Here is a 26,335-nt window from a genome sequence, read left to right on the forward strand (position 1 = left end):
GGCGCTGTGGATAAGTTGGGGGACAGTTTGGGCATTCTCAACCCAAACGAGACACCCTGCCGGGACATTCAGAACCGACAAAAATATCGAGATAAGTCAAGTTTGGAAGGTATTAACAAAATGTTAAAGAGTAAATTCGATTGCGCAGTCACGATTCATCAAGACCAAACCATAGCCACCCGCCAGACCCGTTACCTACGGCTATCCACAACACACTCATAGGCTGTACCCCTAACCTGATCCTCAGTCAAAAAAAACCGCGCAGCCTCGGCTGCGCGGTCCCAATGCAGACTATGGTGCGAAGGATCCCGGCTCAGAGCTCTCGCAGATATTGCATCACTGCCGGACGCACCGTCTGTTCGCCTCGGTGGCGTGCGTCGGCAATGATTTTGCGAATAGCATTCAGATCGACACGCATCAGCAGCGATTTGACCGGGCCAACCGAGGCAGGTCGCATCGACAGAACCCGCAACCCCATCGCCGCCAGGCAGACCGCCTCAATCGGGCGCCCGGCGTCCTCGCCGCAAAAGCTGAGCGGTGTCCCGGAAATCTCGCAACGCTCAACGATTTGCGCGATAAAGCTCAGGTAGCTCACGTTCAATGTGTCGTAACGCTTGCGCACCCTCTCGTTTTCACGGTCCGCAGCAAAGAAAAACTGCTTGAGGTCATTGCCGCCGATCGACAGGAATTCGACCTCGTCGAAAAACTTCTGCGGCGCAAAGGCCAGCGACGGGGTTTCCAGCATGGCCCCGACTTCCAGTTTTTCCGGCAGCGGATGCCCGAGGCGCCGTTCGCGTTCCAGCGTCTTGGCGACCTCGGCCTTGGCGGCGCGGAACTCCTCGAACTGCGCCACAAACGGGAACATGACCGTCAGCGGACGCCCGTTGGCGGCGCGCATCAGCGCCTGCAACTGCATCCGCATCACACCGGGCTTGTCGAGACCAACCCGGATCGCCCGCCAGCCAAGCGCCGGATTCGGTTCATCGGTCGGCTTCATATAGGGCAGCACCTTGTCCGACCCGATGTCCAGCGTGCGGAACACCACCCGCTTGCCGCCAGCCGCATCCAACACCCGCTGATACAGCGCCACCAGTTCGGATCGTTTCGGCATCTGGTTGCGGACCAGAAACTGCAACTCGGTTCGGAACAGCCCGACGCCTTCGGCACCGGAGTTTTCCAGCGACGGCAAATCGGCCATCAGCCCGGCGTTCATCAGCAGGTTCACACGTGTGCCGTCGCGGGTCAGCGCCTGTTTGTCACGGATCGAGGCATAGCGTTCCTGCGCCTTGGCCTGCATCGCGATCTTGTCGCGAAAGGCCCCCACAACGGTGTCATCCGGCCGCAGATGCACGACGCCCTGCTCCCCGTCCACCATGATATGGTCGCCGTTCAGCGCCTCGGTGGTGATGCGTTTGGTGTGAACCACCAGCGGAATGGCCAGCGCGCGGGCAATGATCGCCGCATGAGAGCCGACAGAGCCTTCCTCCAGCACGATGCCACGCAGGTTGCGGCCATATTCCAGCAGTTCACCGGGGCCGATGTTCCGTGCAATCAGCACCGGGTCCTCGGGCAGCTCTGCACCGGTTTCACGGCCCTGCCCGGTCAAAATCCGTAGCAGCCGGTTGGACAGATCATCCAGATCGCTCAGCCGCTCACGCAGATAGGCATCCTGCACCTGCCCCATGCGCGCCCGCGCCTGGGACTGTTCTTTCTCTACCGCCGCCTCGGCACTCAGACCGCGGCCGATGTCCTCTTCCATCCGCCGCATCCACCCTTTGGAATTGGCGAACATCCGGTAGGCTTCCAGCACCTGCAACTGTTCCTTGTCACCGGTCTGGGAGACCTCCAGCATCTTGTCGACGCCGACCCGCAGCTCCTCGACCGATTCATGCAGGCGCTCAAGCTCGCGGTGCGGATCATCGGCAATCGGATTGGTCACAACAACGCGCGGCTCATGCAGCCAGACGTGGCCTTCAACAGCGCCTTCCTGCGCGATGGTTCCCCGCAGCAGAACCGGTTGCTGGTGCAGGGGCGACAGTGCCGCGCCCTCGCCAACAAAGGCGCCAAGCTCGGTCATTTCGGCAATCACCATCGCCACCACTTCCAGCGCATAGACCGCATCGGCGGAGAATTCGCGCGCGTCCTTGGACTGCACCACCAGCACGCCCAGCATCTCGCCAAGCCGCTGAATCGGCACCCCCAGGAAAGAGGCATAACGCTCCTCCCCGGTCTCCGGCATATAGCGGAACCCCTTGGCGTTGGGGGCATCCGGGGTGTTGACCACCTTGCCATAGCGCGCCACACGGCCCACCAGCCCCTCGCCGATCCGCATACGGGTCTGGTGTACGGATTCAACGTTCAGACCCTGAGTCGCGCAGAGCTCAAGCGTCTCCTCGTCCCGGAACAGATAGACCGAGCACACCTCGCTGCGCATGCTATCGGCGATCAGCTGGGTGATCTTGTCCAGCCGGGCCTGACCGGCATCATCACCGGCCATCGCCTCGCGCAAGCGCATCAACAGATTGCGACTTTCGGATTCGGTCGTCTTTACCATGGGGGCCGTTCACACAGGTTTCGGTGTCAGGCAGCCAGGTCCAGATCAGGCCGCCTTGTCCAATTCAAAGGCATCATGCAGTGCTTGCACTGCAAGTTCCATGTATTTCCGGTCGATCAGAACCGAAATCTTGATTTCGGAGGTGGTGATCACCTTGATGTTGATGCCCTCGTCCGACAGCACCTTGAACATCTTAGCTGCAACCCCTGATTGTGAGCGCATACCGATGCCAACCACCGAGACCTTGGCAACATCACGGTCAGCCAGCAGTTCGGCGTAGTTGAGTTCGCCCTTCTGCTTTACCGCCTGCAACGCCTGTTCGGCGCGCGCCACCTGATCGGTCGGGCAGGAGAAGGTCATATCGGTGCGACCCTCGGCCGAGATGTCCTGAACGATCATATCGACGTTCACACCTGCATCGCTCAGCGCGGTAAAGATATGTGCCGCGATGCCGGGACGGTCGGCGACCGATTGCACGGTCAGCTTGGCTTCGTCACGGGAATAGGCCACACCGGCCACAACATTGGATTCCATGATTTCCTCCTCGTCGCAGACCAGGGTTCCGGCCTCGTCGGACTGTTCCTCAAAACTCGACAACACGCGCAGCTTCACCTTGTAGCGCATCGCCAGTTCAACAGAGCGGGTTTGCAGGACCTTGGCGCCCAGCGAGGCCAGCTCCAGCATTTCTTCAAACGCGATCCTATCCAGTTTGCGCGCCTTATCGCAGATCCGCGGGTCGGTGGTATAGACCCCGTCCACATCGGTATAGATATCGCAGCGCTCCGCCTCAAAGGCCGCGGCAAAGGCAACAGCGGTGGTATCAGACCCGCCCCGGCCCAGCGTGGTGATACGGCCTTCGGGGCTGATCCCCTGAAACCCTGCAACCACGGCGACGCGCATGCCTTCGCCGAACTTCGCATTGATGTTCTCCGGCGGGATCTCTTCGATCCGGGCCTGACTGTGGGCGCTGGTGGTTTTCAGCGGCACCTGCCAGCCCTGCCAGCTGCGCGCGGGGATATCCATCTCCTGCAGCGTCAGCGCCATCAGACCCGCCGTCACATTCTCGCCCGAGGAGACCACAGCATCATATTCGCGCGCATCAAACAGCGGCGAGGTCTCATTGACCCAGCCGACCAGCTCATTGGTCTTGCCCGACATGGCAGAGACGATAACGATCACGTCATAGCCCTTGGCCACCTCAACGCCCACGCGTTTCGCCGCGCGGCGGATGCGGTCCAGATTGGCGACAGATGTACCGCCGAATTTCATCACAAGAACGGGCATTGGGCAAAACTCTCCGTGCGCTTGCGGGTTTCAACTCCCCGCCTCTTATGCGAGCGGCCCCACAAGGGCAAGCCTGCGGATTGTAGCGATACACGCAGAAACGCCGGTGCAACACGCAATTTTGATGCGTCAAAGCGGCGCGTTTCGGTCGATCTGCCTAGTTGCGCCAAAAACGGATGGTCAGAATGGCATAGACCGCCATCAGCTCCAGCCGCCCGATCAGCATCGCTGCGCTCAGGATCCACTTGGCCCCATCGTTCAGCGTGGAGAAGTTGCCCGCAGGCCCGATCCGGTCGCCAAGGCCGGGGCCGATATTGGCCACAGCCGTTGCCGCCCCCGACACCGCCGTCACAAAATCAAGCCCGGTCAGCGCCAGCGCCCAGGCCACGATCCCCAGCGTGACCACAAAGAACATGAAAAAGGAGATCACCGAGCTCAGCACCTCGGCGTCAACCGCCCTGCCCTGATAGCGCGGGACAAACACCCCATGCGGCGAATGAATGCGCTGGATCTGCACCCGGATCGAGGCGAACAGCAGCTGATAGCGGAAAATCTTGACCGAACAGGCGGTTGACCCCGCACAGCCGCCAATCAGCCCGATAAAGAAGAACAGCATCACCAGAAAGCTGCCCCACTGCATGTAATCAACGCTGGCGTAGCCGGTGCCGGAGATGATCGAGGTGATATTGAACAGCGCCTCGCGCACCGCCTGCTCGGGGTGGTGAGGAAACACATAGACCAGCACACAGGCCGTCACCACGACAAGGATCAGGATGGTGGCCAGAAAGGTCTGGATCTGGCTGTCACGAAACAGCGGCTTGGAATGGCCGTTGACCATCTGCACATAGCGCACAAAGGGCAGCGCCGCGAGGATCATGAACACCGATGCCGCGTATTCAGGCGCGCCGGTAAAGGTGCCGAAAGACGCATCATAATTGGAGAAACCACCGGTGGAACATGTGGTCAGCGCATGCACCAGCGCGTCAAAGGGCTGCATCCCCAACAGCATATAGACCACCATGCAGGCCACGGTCAGGCCGACATAGATCAGCGAAATCTGCTTCGCGATTGCCTGCGCGCGTGGCAGGATTTTCCCCATCGTGTCAAAGGCTTCGGAGCGGAAAATCTGCATGCCGCCAACCCGCAGCTCCGGCAGGAACACCATGGCCACCACGATGATGCCGATGCCGCCCAGCCATTGCAGGATGCCCCGCCACAGCAGCAGTCCGCGCGGCAGACCATCAAGGCCCGAAATCACGGTGGAGCCGGTGGTGGTAAGGCCGGACATCGCCTCGAAGAACGCATCGACAAAGCGCAGTTCAGTGGCGCCCAGCATCAGGGGGATCGCCCCGAACACCGGCAGCGCCACCCAGACCAGCGTCGTCAGCAGAAAGGTCTGCTGGATCGTCAGCCCCTCGCGCACCCCATTGGCACAGGACAGCGCAATCAGCCCGCCGCCGAGGATGGTGATGACGGCACTTTCGAGAAAGACCGGCCATTCCCCCTGCCCGTCGTATAGATCGACAGCCAGCGGGAACACCATGGTTGCCCCAAGGATGGCCACCAGAAGGCCAATGACATATCCAACCGGACGCAGATCCAACATGCGCGCAGCGTTGGCCTCCACCGGGCGGAGTGTCAAGAGACTGCGCGACTGTTGCGACCCGGGGTTAGGGTTTTGTCGACTTCTGTGACACCGTGCCGACCTTCGCCGTCATCGCACTGGCCGACGTGCCGCCCCCCCCGCCCTGACCGGTCATCAGCGCCTGAGTGCTGGTGGTTCCGGCCTGTTTCGCGCCAACCGGCGACAGCTGAGCCCGCGCAGCGGGCTGCGATGCAGGCGAAGATGCCGGGGCCGGATCCTTGGCGGGCATCGCTGCCGGTTTCGACGGCGCGCGGGTGGTTTTGCGGCTTGGTCCGGCGGCGGCGGCCTTGGCGGCGGGCGTATCGGGTGTCACGGCGGCAGCAGCGGCAGGGGCCGCAGGTTTTGCCACATCCGCTTCGCTCGTCGCGACCTTGCGCTTGCTGGAAAAATCGGACGCCCCGGCTGTATCCGCCTTGTCGGTGGGCTGCGGCGTTGGCGCAACCGTCGGCGTGCTGGTCGCCGCCTTGGTCCGTGCCGGGCGGGTTTTCTTGCGGGCAGGCTTGCGCTGCGGGGCGGGCTTTGGTTTTGCGGCCGCAGGTTTCTCCGCAGCGATTGCGGCAGGCTCGGCACTGCGGCTGGCTGCCTCCGTGCTGCGCGCGGCGGTGGTCTTGACACGGGTCTGGTTCAGCCCCACCGCAATCGCATGGCTGGCAACCGCCATCTGCGCGGCGGGCATTGCTCCCATCAGGGCCACGGCCCCACGCCAGAACCGCATCTGGCGCCCAACAAGCGTACCTGCCAATGCAGCAGGTGTCCGGGGAAGGTCGGTGAAGTCGAGTAGAGGGATCATCAAAATCTCCTGTTTGGCGGGTGGCATCCGCCGCGATATGGCTGCGCCAGACATCAGGGCCAGCGATCAGACGGCCTTGCTGGCGCAGATGAACAAGAGACATTGGTCTGACCATCTTCCGAACCCAGTAAGCTCGGCGCGACAGCCCTGGCACGAGGCCCCCTCCGCCCCTCGGACAGGGGGAACGACGCAGCGCGCACCCCCACAGGTTGCAACTCTATCTGATTCCTTTTGCATTGCAGCATAAATAATGCCGCATTGCAGAGGCGCCCGTAAAAAGCGCGAAAAACCGCCGCCTAATCAGGCAGCGGTGTCGGGTCTATGTCGGAAAATGGGGCCACAGGCACGATTGGCGTCCTGCGCGCCCGGATCACCCCTGATGGATCAGGGTTGCGAACATCCGCGGGTCGATGCTGCGCGCCGCAAAGGTCGGCCCCTGCGTCAGCACGCTGATCGCATCATGGCTGTGCAGGCTCTCCTGATGGCTGGCCACCACCCGGAAGTCGCCGATACGGGAATCCGATTGCAGCGCCTCGCAGAACAGCCGCGCGGCATCTTCGACAAAGATCGGATTGGCCGCGTTCAGCTCGGCAAAGGCCTGCTCATCCTCGCGCTTGACCATGACCTGGGTCTCGGTCGGCACCGCGCGGCGGCAATGGTCGATCACATCCTCGAACCACAGAACCGGCGCGCCCGGCTCCTGCACCAGCGAAATCCGCGCCACCGAGCGCTGCGAATGCGGCGTCGCCAGCTGGCCACGGGCACTGCGGGCATGTTCGCTCAGCTCAAGCGAACAGGGACAGGTCGAGGAATAGACGTAATCCAGATGGATGATCTTCGTCCGCTCGCCATCGTGATCCACGATTTCCAGAGCGATATCATAGTATTGATAGCCCGACAGGCCAGAACGCAGGCTTTGCACCTTCACCGGGAAGGAAAACCGCATCTGCAAACGTGCATCAAGGCTTTCGAGATCGGTGAGGTAATCATCAAGCGCCGCTTCCATCACTTCAAAGCTGAAAGTGCGTTCAGCGTGTTTGTAAAACGACCGCATGATCCGGGACATATTGATGCCCTTCTTGTCGGCATCCAGGCTGACGGTGCCGGTCACGCTGGTTTCCAGCGTCAGATCGCCATTGTCGCGGGTGTGAAAGCGAATCGGCAGGCGAAAATTGGAAATTCCGACGTGCTGGATCTGCTCATGGGCGCCGCGGATCAGGCTGGACGGCCCGTTCTGCAGGTCCGGCAGGGTCGCACGATAGCTGCTATCGGCCTCAAACTCCTCAGGGTAGTGGCGCGACAGATCGGGATAATTACCAACGGGTGCATCCGGCAGAAGTCGCGCAACCACAGGGTTTAGTTGAGCAATTTCGGTCTCGGTTGCCGTGCTGGCCCATTTGCGCAACAGCTCGAGTGCATCCTCTGCATCTGCTCGATCAGGCGCCTTGGTCAGATTACGCGAGTGAGAGTTCATGAAACAGAGACCTCCGCTGACGCTGCCCGATCATCAGGCAGCAGGATTAGTTTTAGTCTGTTACGCAGCAGATCGCAAAACAGATCATTCAAAAGCGTCGTGTTTTGCGCATTTACGGCGATTGACGCCAGATCCTTTTGGATCACGCTTGGCATCGGGGGCAGCGGCGACGCGCGCCCTGCCCCCTTATCGCCGTCGCTATTCAGCCGATCAGGCCTCCGCCACCGCCAGGGCCTGTGTCAGATCCGCGATCAGATCGGCGGCATCCTCAAGACCGACCGAAAACCGGACCAGACCAGGCGTAATGCCCAGTTCGGCCTTCAGCTCATCAGACAACCGCTGATGGGTGGTGGTGGCCGGATGGGTGGCGATGGATTTCGCATCGCCCAGATTGTTGGAAATCACCGGGATGGTCAGCGCGTTCAGGAACCTGAATGCAGCCTTCTTGCCGCCCTTGAGGTCCAGCGACAGCACCGTGCCGCCTTTGCCGCCCAGCTGGCGCTGCACCAGTGCGTATTGGGCATGGGTCTCAAGGCCGGGATACATCAGCCGGCTGAGTGCGGAATGACCGCTCAGCGCCTGCGCCAGTTCCAGCGCTGTATCGGCCTGGGCATTGACCCGCAGGGAAATCGTCTCCAGCCCCTTCAGCAGCGTCCAGGCATTGAACGGGCTGAGGCTGCCGCCGGTGTGCTTCATATAGGGTTCAACGGTGCCCCGGATGAACTCGCGCGTGCCAAGGATGACGCCGCCCAGCACCCGTCCCTGCCCGTCGATATGTTTGGTCGCGGAATAGATCACCACATCCGCGCCCTGCGCGATGGCATTGGAAAACACCGGCGTCGAAAACACGTTATCGACCACCACAGTGGCCCCGACCTCATGGGCCAGCTCGGCCACTGCGGCGATATCGATCACCTCAAGTGTCGGGTTGGACATCGACTCGAAAAACACCGCCTTGGTGTCAGGGCGCAGCGCTGCGCGCCACTGTTCAAGGTCGGTGCCATCGACAAAGGTCACCTCAACCCCGAACCGGGTCAGGATCGTCTCGAGAATATAGAGACAGGAGCCAAACAGAGCCTTGGCTGAAACCACATGGTCGCCTGCCTTCAGCATCGAGGTCAGCGCGCCATTGACTGCCGCCATGCCGGATGCGGTGGCAAAGGCGTCCTCGGCCCCTTCCAGCGCGGCAATGCGCTCTTCGAACATCGCCACCGTCGGGTTGCCATAGCGGGCATAGATGAATTCATCGGGGCCGGTCTCGATAAACCGCGCCTCGGCCTGTTCGGCGGTGTCGTAAACAAAACCCTGCGTCAGGTAGATCGCTTCGCTGACCTCATTGTACTGGCTGCGGCGGGTGCCGCCATGCACCAGTTTCGTGCGCTTGTTCCAGGTCTCGCTCATCTTCTGTCTCCTTGCGCGCGTTGCGCATTAAAAAACCCCCATTCGGCCAAGCGAAAGGGGGTCCTTCACATCCTGACCTCTTTAGCGGGATTGTTTTACGTGGCCCGCAATCCGGTAACAAATCGCCACGATATATCCGTCCCGGATAAGCCCAAACCGCCGTTTGGTCAAGTCCGCAGCTCGCAGATCGCGACACGCAGCGACACCACCGGGACGGGTCGCTGCGGCCCTGCCCGCGTCACTCGCTCTCGTCCACCTCGGCGTCCGGCATCGCATAGGCCTGAAAGACCCGCGCCTGTGTCATGAAAAAGGCAAACATCGCCAGCGACAGGCCAAAGGTCTTGAAATAAACCCAGGTGTCGGTGCTCTGCGTGCGCCAGATCAGCTCATTCAGGAGCGCCAGCGCGAAGAAGAAATAACACAGCCGCCGCGTAAGGATCATCCAGCCTGCGTCCTGCAGCGGCATCAGCTCATCCATCGCCACCTTCAGATAGCTTTCCCCCCGGATCAGACCAATCGCCAGCGCACCGCCCAGCAGCACATAAAGGATCGTCGGCTTCATCTTGAAGAACCGCTCATCATTGAACCAGACCGACAGCCCGCCAAACAGGATCACAATCACCAGCGTCCCGACCTGGAGTCTGGAAATATGACCGGTCAGCCGCCACAGTGCCAGGCTCGACAGCACCATCAGCGGAATGAAGGCCGCCGTCACCACGATAAAGCCCTTGTACTCCTGCCCGCCGATCATCAGCAGCTCATCGCGCAGGCGCAGGTAGCCGACAAAGAACAGCACCAGCGGGCCGTATTCCAGCACCAGTTTAAGGGTTCGGTTGATCGGTTTTCCCGCCATTTCTATTCCTGTTCTTAACCTGAATTCACCGGCGGTGATCGCCGAGGCCTGGCCGCTGTGCCAGCCGGATCAGCCGCCCATCTCCACTATCACGGCCCCCAGCGCGATCAAAGCCATCAGGGCAATCCGTCGCGGCCCCACGGTTTCCTTCAACACCAGCCAGCCGATAAGCGCAGCAAAGACCGTGGAGGTTTCGCGCAGCACCGCCGCCTCTCCCACCTTGTCCAGCCGCGTGGCCAGCATGACCGCCCCAAAGGAGCCAAAGGCGATAAGCCCGCCCAGCAGCCCCTTGGCCATGAGAGGGCCGGGGTCCGGGCGCGGCACCATCGCCCGCCAGCGCAGATAGGCATAGGGCGGCATCGCCAGCCCGTCGATGAAGAAGAACCACGCAAGAAAGGTGAACGGATCCGCCGTCGCGCGAATGCCATAGGCGTCATAGGTGGTATAGAGCGCCACAAAGACGCCGGTCGCCACCGCCAGCGCCAGGGCGCTGCCCAGGGTTTCGCGATTGTCGGTCAGATTGCGGTAATTGTAGAGCGCCAGTCCGAAAATCCCCGCCAGCAGCACCAGAACCCCCAGCCACTGCACCGCTGTAAAGCCTTCGTCAAACAGCATCGACGCGCCCAGCACGGTGAACAGCGGCCCGGTGCCGCGCACCACCGGATAGACCACCGTGTAGCTGCCCTTGCTATAGGCCAGCCCCTGCAGGATCTTGTAGAGCACATGGATCAGCCAGACGCCCGCAAAGATCGGCCACATATGCGGCTCGGGCCAGGGCACCACGAACAGCGCCAGCGGCAGGGCCATCAACCCATAGGAGAAATCAATTGCACCGCGCGACAGCCAGGGGTCATATCGCCCCTTTTGCAGCGCTCCGAACACCGCGTGCAGGATCGCCGCCATCAGCGCCAGCGCAAGCGCCGCATGATGCCCCGCCTCGGTCCCCTCCAGAGAGATCAGCCAGTCGCTCAACCGCAGTACCTTTGCTCCAGAACAGATCGCCGGGGGTTTTCCACCCCCGGACCCCCGAGGATATTTTCAGCCAGAAGATGCGGCTGGCGCGCGCGGCTCAGGAGGTTTCCAGCCCGGTCAGGGCGGCCGCAAATTCTTCGGGATCAAACGGGGCAAGGTCGTCGATCTGCTCGCCCACACCGATGGCATGGATCGGCAGGCCGAATTTATCCGCCAGCGCCACCAGCACACCCCCCTTGGCGGTGCCGTCCAGCTTGGTCATCACCAGCCCCGACACATCGGCCAGTTTCTGGAAGGTTTCCACCTGATTGAGCGCATTCTGCCCGGTGGTGGCATCCAGAACCAGCAGGGTGTTATGCGGCGCGGTCTCGTCCTTCTTGCGGATCACCCGGACAATCTTTGCCAGTTCTTCCATCAGATCGGCGCGGTTCTGCAGGCGGCCGGCCGTGTCGATCATCAACAGATCCGCCCCCTCTTCCTGCGCCCGTGTCATCGCATCAAAGGCAAGGCTGGCAGGATCCGATCCCTCGGGCGCGGTCAGGACCGGCACACCTGCACGGTCGCCCCAGACCTGCAACTGCTCCACTGCCGCAGCGCGGAAAGTGTCGCCTGCGGCGATCACCACCTTCTTGCCCGCGGCCTTGAACTGGCTGGCCAGCTTGCCGATTGTGGTGGTCTTGCCGGAGCCATTGACGCCCACCACCAGCACCACCTGCGGGCGTTTCTGGTAGATTGGCATCGGGCGGGCGACCGGTTCCATGATGCGGGCCACCTCTGCGGCCAGCAGCTCCTTGATCTCACGCGTCGAAAGCCGCTTGCCAAACCGGCCCTCGGCCATATTGGCAGTGACACGCAGCGCGGTATCGACCCCCATGTCGGCGGCAACCAGAAGATCCTCCAGCTGCTCCAGCATGTCGTCATCCAGCGCGCGGCGCGGCTCATCCGCCATACCGCGCCCTATCAGACGCCCCAAAAGCCCAGGCGCTGCCGGAACCGGGTCCGGAGTCGGCGCGGGCATCGGCTTCATCGCCGGTTTCGCCATCGGCTCTGCTCTGCGGGCGGGCTGTTCGGGTGTCTCTGCGGGGATCTCGGACGGCGCTTCAGACGGCACCTCCACTGGCGGCGCCTCTGGTGCCTCAACAGGCTGTTCAGACGGCACCTCGACAGGCGGTGCGGATGGCGGCACCTCGGGCGTCTTCTCCGGTGTGGGCTGTTGTGCGGCCGCGCCCTCTTCGACGATGGCATCAAGCCCTTCCTCAAGCTTGTTCGACGACTTGAACAGCCGGTCCTTCAGTTTTGAGAAAAACGCCATGTCGGTCTCCGCATATTGGGTCTGTGCGAGTTGTCACGCGGACACCTAATGCGGTTTTGCGGCAAGTGCAAAGCACCTCGGTGCGCCGGCTGCCACAAAACCGATGCAAGAGCCGGCCTAAGCCGCTACAGAAACGCCAGCAGAAACCCCGCCTGCGCCCCCCAGTAGAGCGGCCAGACCGCATAGGGCGTGAACCGCCGCGCCGGGTGATCCTCGGTCAGCACAAAGGTTTCAAAGGCCAGAACGATATCGGACGCCATGAAGGCGAGCGCCGCAGGCAGTACCAGCGCCAGCCCTTGCAGACTGCCCCCCAGCGGCAGGGTCAGGGCTGCCAGCCCCATGCTGATGATGATCGGTACATAGGCCAGCACCGGAGCTTTCAGGGCACCGGCACGCGGCGCCAGCAATCGCGCCATGGCGATGCCCGCCAGCGCCAGCACCACAACGCCGATCAGCTGCGGCATCTGCAATAGCCGCGCGGCCTCGCTGCTGTCCTGACCGAGGAACAGAAACACATAGACCAGATGCCCCGCTGCAAAGGCCCCGACCCCGGCCATGAAAGCGCCTTCGCCATCCCGCGACAGGCAGAAATCGCCAATGGCACAAAGCCCAAGCGCGAGGGTCAGCAGCACTGGCCCACCGCCAAGCCAGGCGGCAATCGCCAGCAGCAGCACCGCCAGGGTCTTGGTCGCGCTGCGCAACACGCTGGTCGGCCGCGCCGTCAGCCCCAGATACACAAGCGCAAATAGCGCCGCCGCGCCAATCAACGCATCCCCCATAGGGCTGTTTCCCAATTCCGGCATCCCACTCTCTCCCTCGCTCTGGCCAATGACCTCAGCCGCACCGATCTGCACCGATCTGCACCGGGCAACCACCTGAGGCTGCGGCTTTTTTCCGCACCGATGTTGCCCAGCGCACCGGCCCCGGTCAAAGGTGACGCCGCGCAACCCTGCGCCCGCGCCGCCGTGCCCGAGGCATCGCGCGATTCTGCCTGTCATCGCCCCCGCTGCGGAAACCATGGTCAGGGCGATACGGCTCTGGCACAGTCGATCCATGCGAATGCTCTGTCTGATTCTCTCGGCGATCCTGTTGAGCAGCGCCCTGCAGGGCCGTCCGGCCGCCGCCGGTGCGCCTCTGACAGCGGATCAGTTCGACCGCTACACCCAGGGCCGCACCCTGTTCTACGGTTTTGATGGCGTGCCCTATGGGGTTGAGCGCTATCTGCCCAACCGCCGGGTGATATGGTCGTTTCTGGATGGCCGCTGCCAAAACGGCGAATGGTATCCGCAGGCCGATCAGATCTGTTTTGTCTATGACGAGATCGGCACGCCGCAATGCTGGCAGTTTTCATTTGGCGACAACGGGTTAATTGCCCAGTTCGAAGGCGACCCGGAGGCAACCGAGCTTTACGAGGCGGAGGAGCTGGGCCAGGAGATGCTCTGCCTCGGCCCGGACGTCGGCGTCTGAGCGCGCGCCAGAGGCCGGCTCAGAACAGGGAGCCTTGATCCCCCGGGTCTGATGTGTCGCTCTTCTGGCTGGTGGATTTGGACCGGTCGTCCGACGATGGCGCGGCGGCGACCGCATCGGATTTGACGGCAGGGGCTGCTTCGCCACCTGCGGTCGTTGTTGCGGTCGTTGTCACGGTTGGGGTCACCTCGATCTCGGCGTCGGCAAATTCGATATGAAGCCGCGCCTGCGATGCCGCCTCTGCGGCGCGGGTGATCACCGTCTCGCCGCTGCGCACCACCGCATAGCCGCGCCGCAGCGTGGCCTTGTAACTCAGAATATCCAGCTGACGCCCGGTTGCCTCCAGCCGTTGCCGCTGCCGGTCCAACCGCTGTGCCTGCACGGTATCGAGCCGCTGGGCCAGCTGGCCGAGGCGGTCCTGCTGACGCACTAGATCCTGCCGGATCGGGCGCAGGCTCAACCTTGAAGAGAGGTTGCGCAGCCGGTCGCCACGGGTGCTGACCAATTGGCGCAGGGTGCTGGGACGCAGCGCAGCTGCCGCCTCGCTCAGCCGCAGGCGGCGACGCTCAACCCCCCGGATCAGCGCATCGGGCAATTTGTCCCCCCACAGATCCAGCCGTTGACGCGGGGTTTCCAGCAATGTGTCGGGTTTGGGCAGCGCGCGGGCCAGATCATTGAGCCGCTGGCGCCGCTGCTGCACCGCCAGACCAGCAGACCGCACCAGCCGCGCGCCCTGATTTTCGGTCCAGCCCATCAGCTCCAACCGCACCGGCACCGCCAGCTCTGCCGCCGCCGTCGGTGTCGGCGCCCGGCGGTCGGACACAAAATCAATCAGCGTGGTATCCGTCTCATGCCCCACGGCAGAGATCAGCGGAATCTGCGAGGCTGCGGCGGCGCGGGCGACGATTTCTTCGTTGAACCCCCAGAGATCCTCGATCGAGCCACCACCCCGGGCCACGATGATCAGATCGGGCCGCGGCAGCGCGCCGCCCGGTGTCAGCCGGTTGAAGCCGTCGATGGCGCGGGCCACCTCCGGCGCGCAGGCCTTGCCCTGCACGGCGACCGGCCAGACCAGCACCTTGCGCGGGAAGCGGTCGCGCAGCCGGTGCAGGATATCGCGGATCACCGCACCCGATGGCGACGTCACCACGCCGATGATCTGCGGCAGATAGGGCAGCGGTTTCTTGCGTTCCGGCGCAAACAGCCCCTCGGCCTCCAGCTGCATCTTGCGCTTTTCCAAGAGCGCCATCAGCGCTCCCTGCCCGGCAACCGCCACCTCGTCGACGTTCATGTTGTACTTGGACTGCCCGCCAAAGGCCGTCAGCCGACCGGTGACCACGACCTCCAGCCCCTCCTCCGGCACCACCGAAAGGCTGGAAATCTGCCCCTTCCAGGTGGTGCAGGCCAGCACCGAGCGGTCGTCCTTGATGTCATAGTAAAGATGTCCGGACCGCGCCTTGAATACCCGGCCCACCTCGCCGCGCACCCGGATCCGGCCGAAAGTGCCCTCCAGCGTGCGTTTCACCTCGCCGGAGATTTCCGAAACGGTGAATTCGGGGGCATTCTGCCCGGGCCGGTCAGCCGGGGTGGGATCGTCAAACAGGTCGGACATCGGCGGGCTGCTCTCCTGCGTCACAGGTGGTTCTTGTTTTGAAGTCGCGCGCAGCATAGAACCCGCCGCAAGCAAGGCAAGCCCCGGCAACCGCCGACGGCGCCATTGGTGCAGGCAGATCGGAGAACACGGACATGAACATCCTTATCCTCGGCAGTGGCGGGCGGGAACATGCGCTCGCCTGGGCGGTGATGCAGAACCCCAAATGTGACAAGCTGATCGTGGCACCGGGCAACGCGGGCATCGCCCAGATCGCCGATTGCGCCACCTTTGATATCGAGGACGGCGGCACCGTGGTGAGCTTTGCCGAGGAAAACGCCATCGACTTCGTCATCGTCGGGCCCGAGGCACCGCTGGCCGCAGGTGTTGCCGACCGGCTGCGCGAGGCGGGCCTTCTGGTGTTCGGCCCCTCCGAGGCCGCCGCAAAACTGGAAGCCTCCAAAAGCTTCACCAAGGAAATCTGCGACGCGGCAAACGCCCCGACCGCAGGCTACGGCCATTTCACCGACGCGGACGCCGCCAAGGCGCATGTGCGCGAGCACGGCGTGCCCACAGTGGTCAAGGCCGACGGTCTGGCCGCAGGCAAAGGCGTCATCATCGCGATGACCGAGGAGGAGGCCATGGCCGCCATCGACGACATGTTCGGCGGCGTCTTCGGCGGTGCGGGCGCCGAGGTGGTGATCGAGGAATTCATGGAAGGCGAAGAGGCCTCCCTCTTTGTGCTGGTGGATGGCGAGGACGTGCTGGCAATCGGCTCCGCGCAGGACCACAAGCGCGTCGGCGAAGGCGACACCGGCCTCAACACCGGCGGCATGGGTGCCTATTCTCCCGCGCCGGTTCTGTCGGCTGAGGTCGAAGCAAAGGCGATGGAAGAGATCGTGAAGCCCACTATGCGGGTGATGGCGGAACGCGGGATGCCCTATCAGGGCGTGCTCTATGCGGGTCTGATGATCAAGGACGGACAGCCCCGGCTGGTGGAATACAACGTCCGCTTCGGCGACCCGGAATGCCAGGTGCTGATGATGCGCCTCGGCGCCCAGGCGCTGGACCTGATGCAGGCCGCCGCCGAGGGCCGCCTGGGTGACGCGCAGGTAAACTGGGCCGATGACCATGCGATCACCGTGGTGATGGCGGCAGAGGGCTATCCCGGATCTTACGAAAAATTCACCGAGATCAAAGGCCTGGACGCGCTGCCCGAAGACAACAGCAATATGGTGTTCCATGCGGGCACCAAGGAACAGGACGGCAAGGTGCTCGCCGTTGGCGGCCGGGTGCTGAACGTGACCGCCCGTGGCGCTTCACTGCAAGAAGCCCGCGACCGCGCCTATGCGATGGTGGAGGGTGTCAGCTGGCCGCAGGGCTTCTTCCGCCGCGACATCGGCTGGCGCGCGCTGAAGTAAGACCGGCCGAGCAGGCACTCCCGTCTGTTTCAGAACCATCACAGATGGTTCAACACAGTTGGGCATGGCCGGGCGCTGCTGCGCCCGGCGGCGCAAGCGGCAAGCCCCGACGCCCAGTGAGGATACCGCACGCCGGGCTGTCCAGACCCGCCCGGTCGAATCCGACAGGACACCGCGCAAACTCCCCCCAGTCTGACGTTTTCGGCCACGTGCAGCGGTGGGGCGGGCCCTAGGTTGCAGGCGCGCCAAGGCGAGCCTCCCCTTTCGGGACCGGCACTCTCAGTTCCCGGTCTCGGATCCCCCGTCAGGCAGCTGCGCAATTGCCCTAGTCCCGCCTTTGAGCGAAGCGGAGTTCACTTTCGATGATCCTACGCGACAAACCCGGCCTGATGCAGCTGCTGTTTGCGCTGCGCGGCTCTGTCCTGCCCCGCATTCTGCCCCGTATCCTCGGCCTCTCCGCCCTGTCGGCGTTGGTGCTGTGGATTGACGCCGATATCACCCGCCTGCCCCATACCAATGCCGCGCCTTTTGCGGTCTTTGGCATCGCGCTCTCGCTGTTTCTGGGGTTTCGCAACAATGCCGCCTATGACCGCTGGTGGGAAGGCCGCAAGCTCTGGGGACAGCTGGTCGCGGACCTGCGCAGCCTCAGCCGTGAGGTGGACCTGTTTGTTGCCGACCCGCAGAGCCGACGCCGGATCCTGCGGCTGGCCCTTGCGTTTTTGCATCTGCACCGCATCAACCTGCGCAAAGAACGCGACACCAGCGCCGCAACCCGCTGGGCAGGCGACGATTTCACCACCGCGCCACATCCGCCCTGCGCAGCGCTCGACGCCCTTGCCGCGACGCTGGCCACAGCCGCCGACGATGGGTTTGCCCGCAAGGCGCTGGCCGAACGCACCGCCAGCATGGCGCTGGCTCAGGCGGGCTGCGAACGCATTGCCACCACGCCGCTGCCCTATGTTTATTCGCTGCTGGTGTTTCGCACGACCTACCTCTATTGCCTGCTGCTGCCCTTTGCGCTGATCGACAGCGCGGGCTGGCTGACACCGATTTTCGTCGGCATTGTCGCCTATGTCTTCTTCGGCCTTGCGGAGGTGACCGAGGAGCTGTCTCACCCCTTTGGCGAAACGGTGAACGGCCTGCCGCTGGATGCCATCTGCCGGACCGTTGAACGCAGCCTGGCCCCAAAGCTGGGCGAGGAGGTACCGCCACCGCTGCAACCGATCGACTATTACCTCTCCTGACACGCCGACAGGATCAGCATGCCGGCTGGCAAGCACCTGTTTTCACGCTGCCTTCACTCCGCTAAGATCCTTGTAACAGCGACCGCCCCCGCTCCCGAAGGCTCAGCCCTGCCGCGGAGCTGCGGTCGCCGCGACAGGCAGGACATATGCAGGAACAGCAGGACCAGATGACGGCCAATAGCCAGCAGCCCCGCCCCGGCCTCGACGTCGGCACAGCGCCCATGGGCGATCCCGGCGTCGAGACGCTCGACCAGCTCTTTGCCACCCGTGACCTGATGCAGCTCGCCTATGATTTCCTGCCGGTGGGGATCGTTGTCACCGAAAACCGCGTCCTGCGCGACTGCAACCGGCGGTTCTGCGAGATGTTCGGCTACACCCGGCTGGACCTACTAGATCAGCTCTTTGCGTTTCTCTATCCATCGCAGGAAGAATTTCTCAACCTGCGCAACCGGGGAAATGACACATTGGGAGCCGGCGCGCCCTATTGGGACGAACGGGTGATGCGGCGCAAGGACGGCAGCCTGTTCTGGGTCCGGGTCCGTGGCCATAGCTTCACACCGCAAGAGCCGCTGGCACGCGCGGTCTGGAGCTTTGCCGATCTGTCCCGATCCCGGCCCTATCAGCCCCTGACCCGGCGCGAACGCGAGGTCTATTCGCTGCTGTGCGAAGGCAAGACCAGCAAGGAAATCGCCCGAAGTCTGGAGCTGAGCTACCGCACCGTCGAGGTTCATCGCGCCCGGCTGTTGAAGAAGGTCGGCGTCAGCAATACCGCCGCGCTTTTCTCCTCTCTGGGTGACATCGACGGCGCCCATGTGGTGGGCACGCCCAGCCCGTGACCGCGTGAAATGCGCTTGCAATCGCGCCGGGGCCCGCAAGATCCAACCGCTGTCACGGGCTGGGCGCGGGTTGATCCGCCATAGCCCTCCCCGGTTCCGGTTCCGGTTCCGGTTCCGGTTCCGGTTCCGGTTCCGGCAAAGATCGCGCCTCATGCTGCCGAAGTCGATCACGGGGCCGAGCGTCGGCACAAATTCCGCAGGCCGGGCCGATCAGATCAGCCCGCGTCCCTGATCGTACCGGGTAAGGCGCCAATGTCACGAAGGGTGACCGCAGGGGCCGACGCTGGCCCGGCACCTTTGTCGCAATGCCCGCGCGCTATCGGAACAGCGTGAAGACCGGATCGCTGAAGCCGCTCGACGCCAGATCACTGTTCAGCCCGCTCAGCAGCAGGAAGCGGTTTCTGAACTCGTCCAGCTTGTCAGGCTTCAGAAGATCCGCCGGATGGCTGGTGCCAAAAGACGACTGCGCACGTTCTTTCATCTCATCGACCTGGCGATCCACGTTCAGCTGGCCAAAGCTGGATGGCAGGCCCAATGCCGTCTCAAACACCGCTTTCAGCGGCGGTGAGCCGATGATGCCGAACCAATGGGCATCTTCGCTGCCACCGGCATCCGCGATCGCTTGCAGCTCGCGCTCCAAGGCAAGGGCAAGGCGCATGTTGGGGTCACTCTCCCCGATGGCGGCCTCAAAATTCCGATCCTTGTAGAGGCCAGCGATCTCCTCAGCGAAACCAGCGGGATAGGTGCGGTCATTGGTACCGGGGTTAAAAGCAAAGGCATGCGCCATGGCCTTCAGATTCGGATCCCGGTGCAGGTTTGCATAAGAAATTTCGGAGGACAGATCCGATTCAAAAGCCCTGATCATCACGTCAAAATCAAGTTCCCGCTCGCTGATGTTGAACACATCCAGCCCCGCCTCAAAGGCATCGAAATCAAATACGAACCGCCGTGGCAGCTCATAGCCCGCCAATTTACCGTCGACCTCATCGGCCAGCACCTTCATCCGGCTTGGCGCGGTGGGCCATTCGTTCTGAAACGCCTCGGCAAAGTTATAGAACGCAAGATTTCCGGGCTGATTCACAAAAGAGCTTGGGTCCGAGAGATCGGACACCAGCACATCACGGATATAATCCTCGCCGGGGTTGCTCAGGTTGAACTGCTCCAGCACATCCGCGAGCAGCTCAGGCTGCGACAGCAGCTCGTCGGGGCTGGTGAAACTGTTGATATCGGGGATCCCGAAACCAAAGGCGCGCGACATCGCCAGATAGCGCGGATCCTCCTGCTGGTTGACGGGCGATTCCGGATCATAGGGGTTTGATTCCAGCATCCGCTTGAGGAAGATCGAGTTGGTATATTCCAGATCGAAACTGTCGACGACTGCCTTCAGCAGATCCTCATTTGCCAGCAGCTCATCCGCATTGGCCGGACCATTGCCATCGTTCACGGCGAGGAATTCGCCCACCAGCGCCTCCATGCTGGTGCTGTAATCCGGCGGCCGGTTGAATTCGAACGCCTTGGCAAAATCCGCCAGTTTCGTATCGCTCAGCCGGTTCACAAAAGAGTTCGGATCGGTGGTATCGGATTCCAGGACCCGCATCAGAAAGAACTCGTTACCGGCGTATTTCTTCAGGCCAAAGTCATCCAGAGCCTGATTGAGCAGGGTCTGGTTCGACAGCAGATCCTCCGGGCTGGCGACCGTCACATAGGGTTTTTCTATGCTTGTGCTCGGCAGCTGCGGGCCGCTCTCACTGCCAAAGCCAAAGGTCTGCGCAAGACCAAGATAGCGGCTGTCGTTCAGCCGGCTGGCAAAAGAGGTGGGTTCAGACAGATCTGATTCCAGCACCTTCTTGATGAAGGCGCGGTTGTTGATGTCCTCTTCCAGACCAAAGGCGCCCAGGGCAACCTTCAGCACGTTATAGTCGCCGAGCAGCTGATCGGCGGTCTGGATATTGTCGATTTTCCGCGTGAAGTCCTGCACCGCGCGATCAATGATCGGCGATTTTTCAAAAATCTCCTGCTGCTGGGCGCGGGTTCGGTCCAGAAAATTCCATCCGGCGATACCGGTTCCCAGCACATAGGGTGAAAAGGTCACGCGCCTGTCTCCTGCTTGCAAACGGGTTCCGCCACCGGCTGCGACAGCGCAATCCGGGGGGTGTCTTAATCAAGAGAATACGCGCAAAGTGGTGAACAAATCTGCAACGCAGGGGCGCACTGCGGCAACAGCCGGCAAGAAAATAAACCCAACTTTACCGAAGCGGCGCCGAGCATCTGCCGCCTGCCCGCTCAGTCGGCCTGAACCGGCCCCTCGCACCGCAGCGCCGCCGCCAGACCCGTCGCAGGCAAATATGCACCAATCTCCCGGCTGATCACGCGACCTGCCACAAGGGTGCTGACCATGATCCGGCTCCACCCGGCGTCCACAGTCAGCAGCTGCGGGCCATCGCCGCAGTCCCGCAGCCCCGAGGTGATAAAACCCTCCCCGATGCGATGGTTCGTCAGCCCGGACCGCTGTGCGACCTGATGCAGCGCACCGTCGCGATAGCGCCAGATCCGTAGGGTTTTCGCCAGATGAGGACGGTCGATATAGGCGATCTCGATATGGCCGTCGCCATCCAGATCAGCCGCCGCGATCGGGGCCAGCCAGCGAAATCTCGTGCCGATATGCGGCGTCGCTGCCATCTTGCGCAGCGCCCCGTCATGCAGACCATAGATCGCCAGCTGCGCGCCCTTGCCCGGATCGCTTTCGACCACCACCACCTCCGGCAGCGCATCGCCCGTCACATCCCAGAGCCGTGGCGCCAGGTCCTCGAAGACCGCGCCAGCGACCGGCAGGGCCACACGATGGCGGGTGCCCCGGCTGTCCTGCACCACCAGGGCCGAATACTCGATGTGATCGCCCAGCACCCCATGCGGATAATGCGCGGTGGGTGCGGCGAATTCAGCACTCGTCAGCCGGAGCGGATCCTGCGCCGCCGCAGCCGAAACCATTGCGGACAGCAGCCCGCCTGCACAGATCGCCCGCGCCAATGCGCCAGGAATGGCAGGGCCCGCCCCGGACCCCGCCCGCCACGGGCGCAGCGCCTGACCTGCGCGGCGTCGAGACAGGGGCCAGGCGCGCCACAGATGACGCCGCGCCTGCGGCCCCAGCCGCATCAGATCTGTTTTTCGGGCATATGCACCACGAGACCGTTCAGATCATCCGTCACCTTGATCTGGCAGGTCAGACGCGAGCGCGCGGGATCCGGCTCATAGGCGAAATCCAGCATATCCTCTTCCATGTCGTCCTTGGCGGGGAGCTTCTCAACCCAGGCGGCATCGACATAGACATGGCAGGTCGAACAGGCGCAGGCGCCGCCGCAATCCGCTTCGATCCCGGGAATATTGTTGTCGCGCGCCCCTTCCATCACGGTCAGGCCATTGGCCACATCCACAACATGTTCGGCACCATTGTGTTCGACATAAGTGATCTTTGCCATCGTCAGCTGCATCCTTTTTCGCGTTGCGTCCGAGGTTGTAGCCAACCGCTGGCCACCGCGCCAGTCAGAAACCACCCGCGGGGCAAAACTCCTGCACCGCGTTGCACCAGGCCCCCGCCCTCCCTGCGTCCTCCCCCTTTGGGTTGGTGGCCGGTCACGCGCCTCAGCTGAGCCATCAGAGCATAGCACACCAACAGGCCCGGCGATAACGGGGCTTTGCGCTGGGGCGCGAACTGCGGTAGCCTAGCCCCGGATGCGCTCCGACGCGGGGCCATCCCGGCATCACGGCTGCCGGTATTTCGACACAGGTGTTTCGACACGGGGACTTTGTTCATGTCTGACCTCTTGCGCCCGCACGGGCCCTGGCTGGGGCAGGCCTTTTTGCGGCATATCTGCCGAGGCACAGTCCTGCCGGCCACGGCGGGGCTGGTGATGCTGCTTGCGGCCTGTACCGCGCCACAGACCGGTGGCAGCAGCCTGCAGGTGTCGCGCAATGCTCCCGCCGCCCCGCCCGGCGCTGCCCCCGGCAGCTGCTGGGGCACCCATACCACACCCGCCGTGATCGAAACCGTCACCGTTCAGGTGATGACCCGACCGGCCAGAACCGCCGCCGACGGGCAGGTGCTGGAACCGGCGCGGTTTCGCCGCGAGACCCGACAGGATATCGTGCGCCCGCGCCGCGAAAGCTGGTTTGAAACCCCCTGCCCGGTGGATATGACACCGCAATTCGTCGGCTCGGTCCAGCGTGCCCTGGCGGTGCGTGGCCTCTACCAAGGCCAAATCACCGGCATCCTGGATCGCGACACCCGCGCCGCCGTGCGCAAATTTCAGGAACGCGACGGGTTTGACAATGACCAGCTGTCACTGGTCAGCGCCCGCAGACTGGGGTTGGTAGCCGTTGAGAACTGATCCCCGCCCCGCCCCGTCCCCTAGCACCGAAGGTCTGATATGAGCCCATCGCCAGCCACCGGTGCCCTGCACAGTTCGGGCAGCTCCTCCGGCAACAGCACCGGTCGCGCGGCCTCCTCGGCCCGCCGCAAATGGCTGTTGCCCGACCGCGGGTTCCTCTCTGGTGCCTCCGACCGGTTGCTGGAAATGCTTGACAGCCAGGCCAGTGAAGTCCTCCTGCAGGCTGGCGAAGAACTGTTTGAACAGGGGGATGAGGGCGACGCGCTCTATGCCATCGTCAGTGGCGCGATTGAATTCTCCACCCTGTCCTCTGCCGGGCGCAAACTGTCGCTGGACATCATGCGCCCCGGTGCCGTCTTCGGCGAGATCGCCCTGTTTGACCCCGGCCCCCGCACCGCGACCGCAACCGCGCTGGAGCCCAGCCGCCTGCGCCGACTGCGCAGCGGCGACGTGCTCGCCAAGCTGCAACACCATCCCTCGCTCGCCGGAGATCTGCTGCGCCTCGCTGGTCAGCGGATGCGCTGGATGAACACGCAATACAGCGAACAGGTGTTTCTGCCGATGCCGGTGCGGCTGGCGCGCAAACTGCTGTATCTCACCACCGAAGGCGGCGACGGGCGGCTGTCGCTGTCACAGAGCGAGCTGGCTGAATTTGTCGGCGCCACCCGCGAGGCGGTGTCCAAAACCCTGTCGCAGTGGAAACGCAGCGATGTGATCGACATCAGCCGTGGCGGTCTTACCATTCGCGACCGGGCTGCGCTGCGGCTGCTGTCGGACCCCGACATCGGCTGACAAAGCCGCAGGCTCGGATCTCCGCAGGCCCCGGATCCTCCCCACGCACCTTTTCCCAAAGACTGCCCTCGCCAGCCGGGGAGCACGCCGCGCGCGGGATCGGCAATCGGACAAATCTTAATCCATTGTGAACTGGGTTACAGACCAGACCGCTCCGGGCAGGGCATGGTCATGACAGGATGCCGTTATCCGTTCCATCCCAACGGCATCCTGTCCCATCAAGAGCCATGTGTCACGGCACATGGCTCGACGGGACCCAGGGACATCCGCCGGGCGCAACCGGGGACCAATGCGCCATCTGGGGCGGCGGATATCTACGAACAGCTTGTTGGATCGAACAGAAGGTGCCTGGGGGGTGCCTGGGGTCATTGGACCCATGTGCAGACGCCTCCCGTCGGCGTGAGTCCGTGACACGCCGGACCTGTGGGCCGGGGGCAATTTCGCCACCCTGTGATGATCCACGCAAAAGGGCCGAGCATCCCTGCCCGGCCCTTTTGTTATTGTATCTGCTTGTTATGGTATCTGCCTTACGCGCACGTCAGGCGCCTGTCTGCGGCCTGTCTGTGGCAGGTGACCGGACAGATCGGGCCGCCCACCGACGGGCGGCCCTTGACGGATCACTCCGACAGGTTCAGCGCCACGAACCGCGGCTCACCGGCACGGCGCACCAGCAAGAGCAGCGACTTGCGACCGGCTTCCTTGGCTTCGTCGATGCGCGCTTCCAGCTCGCTGATCGAGGTCAGTTTCTGCTGGCCCGCCTCGGTGATCAGATCGCCGGCACGCATGCCTTTTTCCCAGGCTTCCGAACTTTCATCCACCGAGGTGATCACCAGACCATCCATGCCATCGGGCACGTTCAGCTCGCTGCGCTGCTCATCGCTCAGACGGCTGACGGTCAGACCCAGCAGCTGTTTCTCCGCCATATCCGGCGCGCTGTCATCACCAGCGGCAGGCGTGCTCTGGCGCTGCGCATCTTCGCGACGGCCGAGGGTCACGCGCAGGGTTTCGGTCTTGCCTTCGCGGAACACCCGCACCCGCACGGCTTTGCCGACTTCGGTATTGCCGACCTGACGCACCAGACCGCGGGTGTCCTTCACATCGACCCCGTCAAAGGACAGGATGACATCACCTGCCAACAGGCCGGCCTCTTTCGCCGGGCCTTCCGGCACATCGGTCACCAGCGCGCCCTTGGCACTGTCCAGCCCCATTGCCTCGGCCACATCGGTGGTCACATCCTGAATGCGCACGCCCAGCCAGCCGCGGCGGGTTTCGCCGAACTCTTTCAGCTGGTTCACCACCTTGCTGACCACATTGGAAGCCATCGAGAAACCGATCCCGATCGAGCCGCCGTTGGGCGACAGGATCGCCGTGTTCACACCGACGACCTGACCATCCATGTTGAACAGCGGTCCGCCGGAGTTGCCCCGGTTGATCGCCGCATCGGTCTGGATATAGTCGTCATAAGACCCCGACAGCTCGCGGTTGCGCGCTGACACGATCCCGGCAGACAGCGAGAAGCCCTGCCCCAGCGGGTTGCCCATCGCGACAACCCAGTCGCCAACGCGGGCCAGATCACTGTCGCCAAATTTGACAAAGGTCAGCGGCATCGGCGCATCGACCTTCAACAGCGCGATATCGGTGTTGGGGTCAGTGCCAACCACCTTTGCGGGCAGCGGCTGCGACGGCTGGCCTTCACCGGGGAAGAATTCGATCTCGATCTCATCGGCTTCTTCGATCACGTGGTTGTTGGTGACGATATAGCCATCTTCAGAAATCACAAACCCCGATCCCAGCGCCGAAGAGCGGCGCGGACGGTCGCCCTGATCGCCGTTGCGGTCCTGAAACTCCCGAAAGAAATCCTCAAAAGGTGAGCCCTCGGGCACGATGCCCTGCGGACCGGTGCGTCCCTCAACAACAGTTGTCGTGGTGATATTCACCACCGCCCGGCTCACCTTGTCGGCCAGCGGGGCCAGGCTTTCAGGCCGGGCCTGGGCGATGGCCACCTGCGCCAGCACCATCAGGGTGCTGATCATGGCCAGCCAGAGCAGGCGCCACTGCGTCGCCTGCTGCGCGGGGGCGCGGGCAAGGGCGCGGGCGCCGCTGATTGTGTTGTTCTTTGCCTGTGGCTGCACGAAACTACTCCTTAGTTGTCGCCATATTCCATATCCTGCGGCGGGCCTGGGCGGGCGGGCGCCTCTGGATCCGCTGCGGGTCATGGGCGTTAATGTAGTCTTTCCAAGAACCGTCACAACGAATGTTGCACGTATTCAATTCGAAGTGAAACCCGGTGAGCTGCCGCCGGGGAAGCTTTTAC

Annotated in this window: 21 protein-coding genes and 1 riboswitch; of the genes, 6 read left to right on the plus strand and 15 right to left on the minus strand. The window is 63.1% G+C overall.

Annotated features, from left to right (window positions below; translation table 11 throughout):
• Positions 1–313: 313 nt before the first annotated feature.
• From ptsP to VWY60_RS17040, 10 genes are all read right to left on the minus strand, one after another.
• Complete coding sequence (gene ptsP / locus VWY60_RS16995) at positions 314–2,554, minus strand: phosphoenolpyruvate--protein phosphotransferase (protein WP_340546109.1); 2,241 nt, start codon at positions 2,552–2,554, stop codon at positions 314–316.
• Between the two features lie 45 nt (positions 2,555–2,599).
• Positions 2,600–3,838, minus strand: a complete 1,239-nt coding sequence (locus VWY60_RS17000) for an aspartate kinase (RefSeq protein WP_340546110.1) — start codon at positions 3,836–3,838, stop codon at positions 2,600–2,602.
• 157 nt (positions 3,839–3,995) lie between these two features.
• Entirely contained in the window at positions 3,996–5,444 is a 1,449-nt protein-coding gene (locus tag VWY60_RS17005) for a TrkH family potassium uptake protein (RefSeq protein ID WP_340546111.1), read from the minus strand.
• A gap of 64 nt (positions 5,445–5,508) precedes the next feature.
• Positions 5,509–6,273: a hypothetical protein gene (locus VWY60_RS17010; protein ID WP_416541243.1), complete on the minus strand. Its 765-nt coding sequence runs from the start codon at positions 6,271–6,273 to the stop codon at positions 5,509–5,511.
• Between the two features lie 370 nt (positions 6,274–6,643).
• On the minus strand, positions 6,644–7,747 hold the full coding sequence (gene folE2, locus VWY60_RS17015) for a GTP cyclohydrolase FolE2 (RefSeq protein ID WP_416535065.1): 1,104 nt from the start codon (positions 7,745–7,747) through the stop codon (positions 6,644–6,646).
• 210 nt (positions 7,748–7,957) lie between these two features.
• Entirely contained in the window at positions 7,958–9,148 is a 1,191-nt protein-coding gene (gene metZ / locus VWY60_RS17020) for an O-succinylhomoserine sulfhydrylase (protein ID WP_340546114.1), read from the minus strand.
• Between the two features lie 60 nt (positions 9,149–9,208).
• Positions 9,209–9,287, minus strand: a riboswitch (SAM riboswitch).
• Between the two features lie 99 nt (positions 9,288–9,386).
• Complete coding sequence (locus VWY60_RS17025; protein WP_416535063.1) at positions 9,387–10,001, minus strand: inner membrane-spanning protein YciB; 615 nt, start codon at positions 9,999–10,001, stop codon at positions 9,387–9,389.
• Positions 10,002–10,070: 69 nt separating this feature from the next.
• The gene (locus VWY60_RS17030) at positions 10,071–10,973 is read right to left on the minus strand and encodes an EamA family transporter (RefSeq protein ID WP_340546116.1); all 903 of its coding nucleotides are present in this window, start codon (positions 10,971–10,973) and stop codon (positions 10,071–10,073) included.
• 97 nt (positions 10,974–11,070) lie between these two features.
• Positions 11,071–12,285: a signal recognition particle-docking protein FtsY gene (gene ftsY / locus VWY60_RS17035; protein ID WP_416541244.1), complete on the minus strand. Its 1,215-nt coding sequence runs from the start codon at positions 12,283–12,285 to the stop codon at positions 11,071–11,073.
• A gap of 125 nt (positions 12,286–12,410) precedes the next feature.
• Positions 12,411–13,088, minus strand: coding sequence for a lysoplasmalogenase (locus VWY60_RS17040; RefSeq protein WP_416541245.1), 678 nt, complete (start codon positions 13,086–13,088; stop codon positions 12,411–12,413).
• Between the two features lie 250 nt (positions 13,089–13,338).
• Between VWY60_RS17040 and VWY60_RS17045 the strand changes: the two genes are divergently transcribed.
• Entirely contained in the window at positions 13,339–13,752 is a 414-nt protein-coding gene (locus VWY60_RS17045; RefSeq protein ID WP_340546119.1) for a hypothetical protein, read from the plus strand.
• 19 nt (positions 13,753–13,771) lie between these two features.
• On the opposite strand, the gene xseA is transcribed toward VWY60_RS17045, so the two are convergent.
• The gene (gene xseA / locus VWY60_RS17050) at positions 13,772–15,364 is read right to left on the minus strand and encodes an exodeoxyribonuclease VII large subunit (protein ID WP_416541246.1); all 1,593 of its coding nucleotides are present in this window, start codon (positions 15,362–15,364) and stop codon (positions 13,772–13,774) included.
• Between the two features lie 134 nt (positions 15,365–15,498).
• On the opposite strand from xseA, the gene purD reads away from it, so the two are divergent.
• The 3 genes from purD (at position 15,499) to VWY60_RS17065 (ending at position 18,844) form a co-directional block, all read left to right on the plus strand.
• Positions 15,499–16,764 (plus strand): phosphoribosylamine--glycine ligase, encoded by a 1,266-nt coding sequence (purD, locus tag VWY60_RS17055; protein ID WP_416541247.1) that lies wholly within the window; start codon positions 15,499–15,501, stop codon positions 16,762–16,764.
• A 362-nt stretch (positions 16,765–17,126) separates the two neighbouring features.
• Positions 17,127–18,008, plus strand: coding sequence for a bestrophin family protein (locus VWY60_RS17060; RefSeq protein ID WP_340546122.1), 882 nt, complete (start codon positions 17,127–17,129; stop codon positions 18,006–18,008).
• A gap of 221 nt (positions 18,009–18,229) precedes the next feature.
• Entirely contained in the window at positions 18,230–18,844 is a 615-nt protein-coding gene (locus VWY60_RS17065) for a LuxR C-terminal-related transcriptional regulator (RefSeq protein ID WP_416535136.1), read from the plus strand.
• Between the two features lie 316 nt (positions 18,845–19,160).
• Here VWY60_RS17065 and VWY60_RS17070 read toward each other — a convergent pair whose 3' ends face one another.
• From VWY60_RS17070 to VWY60_RS17080, 3 genes are all read right to left on the minus strand, one after another.
• Positions 19,161–20,936: a DUF1217 domain-containing protein gene (locus VWY60_RS17070; protein ID WP_416541248.1), complete on the minus strand. Its 1,776-nt coding sequence runs from the start codon at positions 20,934–20,936 to the stop codon at positions 19,161–19,163.
• A 191-nt stretch (positions 20,937–21,127) separates the two neighbouring features.
• Entirely contained in the window at positions 21,128–21,997 is an 870-nt protein-coding gene (locus VWY60_RS17075; RefSeq protein WP_416541249.1) for an FG-GAP repeat domain-containing protein, read from the minus strand.
• Positions 21,997–22,320 carry a 2Fe-2S iron-sulfur cluster-binding protein gene (locus VWY60_RS17080; protein ID WP_340546125.1) on the minus strand — a complete coding sequence of 108 codons (324 nt, stop codon included), beginning with the start codon at positions 22,318–22,320 and terminating at the stop codon, positions 21,997–21,999. The genes VWY60_RS17075 and VWY60_RS17080 overlap by 1 nt, the downstream gene beginning before the upstream one ends.
• Positions 22,321–22,653: 333 nt before the next feature.
• Here VWY60_RS17080 and VWY60_RS17085 point away from each other — a divergent pair, with 333 nt between their 5' ends.
• Both VWY60_RS17085 and VWY60_RS17090 read left to right on the plus strand, forming a co-directional pair.
• A complete protein-coding gene (locus VWY60_RS17085; RefSeq protein ID WP_416539085.1) occupies positions 22,654–23,229 on the plus strand; it encodes a peptidoglycan-binding domain-containing protein in 576 nt (191 codons plus the stop codon).
• A 39-nt stretch (positions 23,230–23,268) separates the two neighbouring features.
• The gene (locus VWY60_RS17090; RefSeq protein ID WP_340546127.1) at positions 23,269–24,021 is read left to right on the plus strand and encodes a Crp/Fnr family transcriptional regulator; all 753 of its coding nucleotides are present in this window, start codon (positions 23,269–23,271) and stop codon (positions 24,019–24,021) included.
• 617 nt (positions 24,022–24,638) lie between these two features.
• Here VWY60_RS17090 and VWY60_RS17095 read toward each other — a convergent pair.
• Complete coding sequence (locus VWY60_RS17095; RefSeq protein ID WP_416541250.1) at positions 24,639–26,153, minus strand: Do family serine endopeptidase; 1,515 nt, start codon at positions 26,151–26,153, stop codon at positions 24,639–24,641.
• Positions 26,154–26,335: the final 182 nt, after the last annotated feature.

The organism is Phaeobacter sp. JH20_26 (assembly GCF_048056275.1).
Classification (GTDB): domain Bacteria; phylum Pseudomonadota; class Alphaproteobacteria; order Rhodobacterales; family Rhodobacteraceae; genus Phaeobacter; species Phaeobacter bryozoorum.

Coding starts and splice junctions, on each gene's coding strand:
- ptsP (WP_340546109.1), bottom strand. CDS start 2,554: ATGGTAAAGACGACCGAATCCGAAAGTCGCAATCTGTTGATGCGCTTG.
- VWY60_RS17000 (WP_340546110.1), bottom strand. CDS start 3,838: ATGCCCGTTCTTGTGATGAAATTCGGCGGTACATCTGTCGCCAATCTG.
- VWY60_RS17005 (WP_340546111.1), bottom strand. CDS start 5,444: ATGTTGGATCTGCGTCCGGTTGGATATGTCATTGGCCTTCTGGTGGCC.
- VWY60_RS17010 (WP_416541243.1), bottom strand. CDS start 6,273: ATGATCCCTCTACTCGACTTCACCGACCTTCCCCGGACACCTGCTGCA.
- folE2 (WP_416535065.1), bottom strand. CDS start 7,747: ATGAACTCTCACTCGCGTAATCTGACCAAGGCGCCTGATCGAGCAGAT.
- metZ (WP_340546114.1), bottom strand. CDS start 9,148: ATGAGCGAGACCTGGAACAAGCGCACGAAACTGGTGCATGGCGGCACC.
- VWY60_RS17025 (WP_416535063.1), bottom strand. CDS start 10,001: ATGGCGGGAAAACCGATCAACCGAACCCTTAAACTGGTGCTGGAATAC.
- ftsY (WP_416541244.1), bottom strand. CDS start 12,285: ATGGCGTTTTTCTCAAAACTGAAGGACCGGCTGTTCAAGTCGTCGAAC.
- VWY60_RS17040 (WP_416541245.1), bottom strand. CDS start 13,088: ATGCCGGAATTGGGAAACAGCCCTATGGGGGATGCGTTGATTGGCGCG.
- VWY60_RS17045 (WP_340546119.1), top strand. CDS start 13,339: ATGCGAATGCTCTGTCTGATTCTCTCGGCGATCCTGTTGAGCAGCGCC.
- xseA (WP_416541246.1), bottom strand. CDS start 15,364: ATGTCCGACCTGTTTGACGATCCCACCCCGGCTGACCGGCCCGGGCAG.
- purD (WP_416541247.1), top strand. CDS start 15,499: ATGAACATCCTTATCCTCGGCAGTGGCGGGCGGGAACATGCGCTCGCC.
- VWY60_RS17060 (WP_340546122.1), top strand. CDS start 17,127: ATGATCCTACGCGACAAACCCGGCCTGATGCAGCTGCTGTTTGCGCTG.
- VWY60_RS17065 (WP_416535136.1), top strand. CDS start 18,230: ATGGGCGATCCCGGCGTCGAGACGCTCGACCAGCTCTTTGCCACCCGT.
- VWY60_RS17075 (WP_416541249.1), bottom strand. CDS start 21,997: ATGCGGCTGGGGCCGCAGGCGCGGCGTCATCTGTGGCGCGCCTGGCCC.
- VWY60_RS17080 (WP_340546125.1), bottom strand. CDS start 22,320: ATGGCAAAGATCACTTATGTCGAACACAATGGTGCCGAACATGTTGTG.
- VWY60_RS17085 (WP_416539085.1), top strand. CDS start 22,654: ATGTCTGACCTCTTGCGCCCGCACGGGCCCTGGCTGGGGCAGGCCTTT.
- VWY60_RS17090 (WP_340546127.1), top strand. CDS start 23,269: ATGAGCCCATCGCCAGCCACCGGTGCCCTGCACAGTTCGGGCAGCTCC.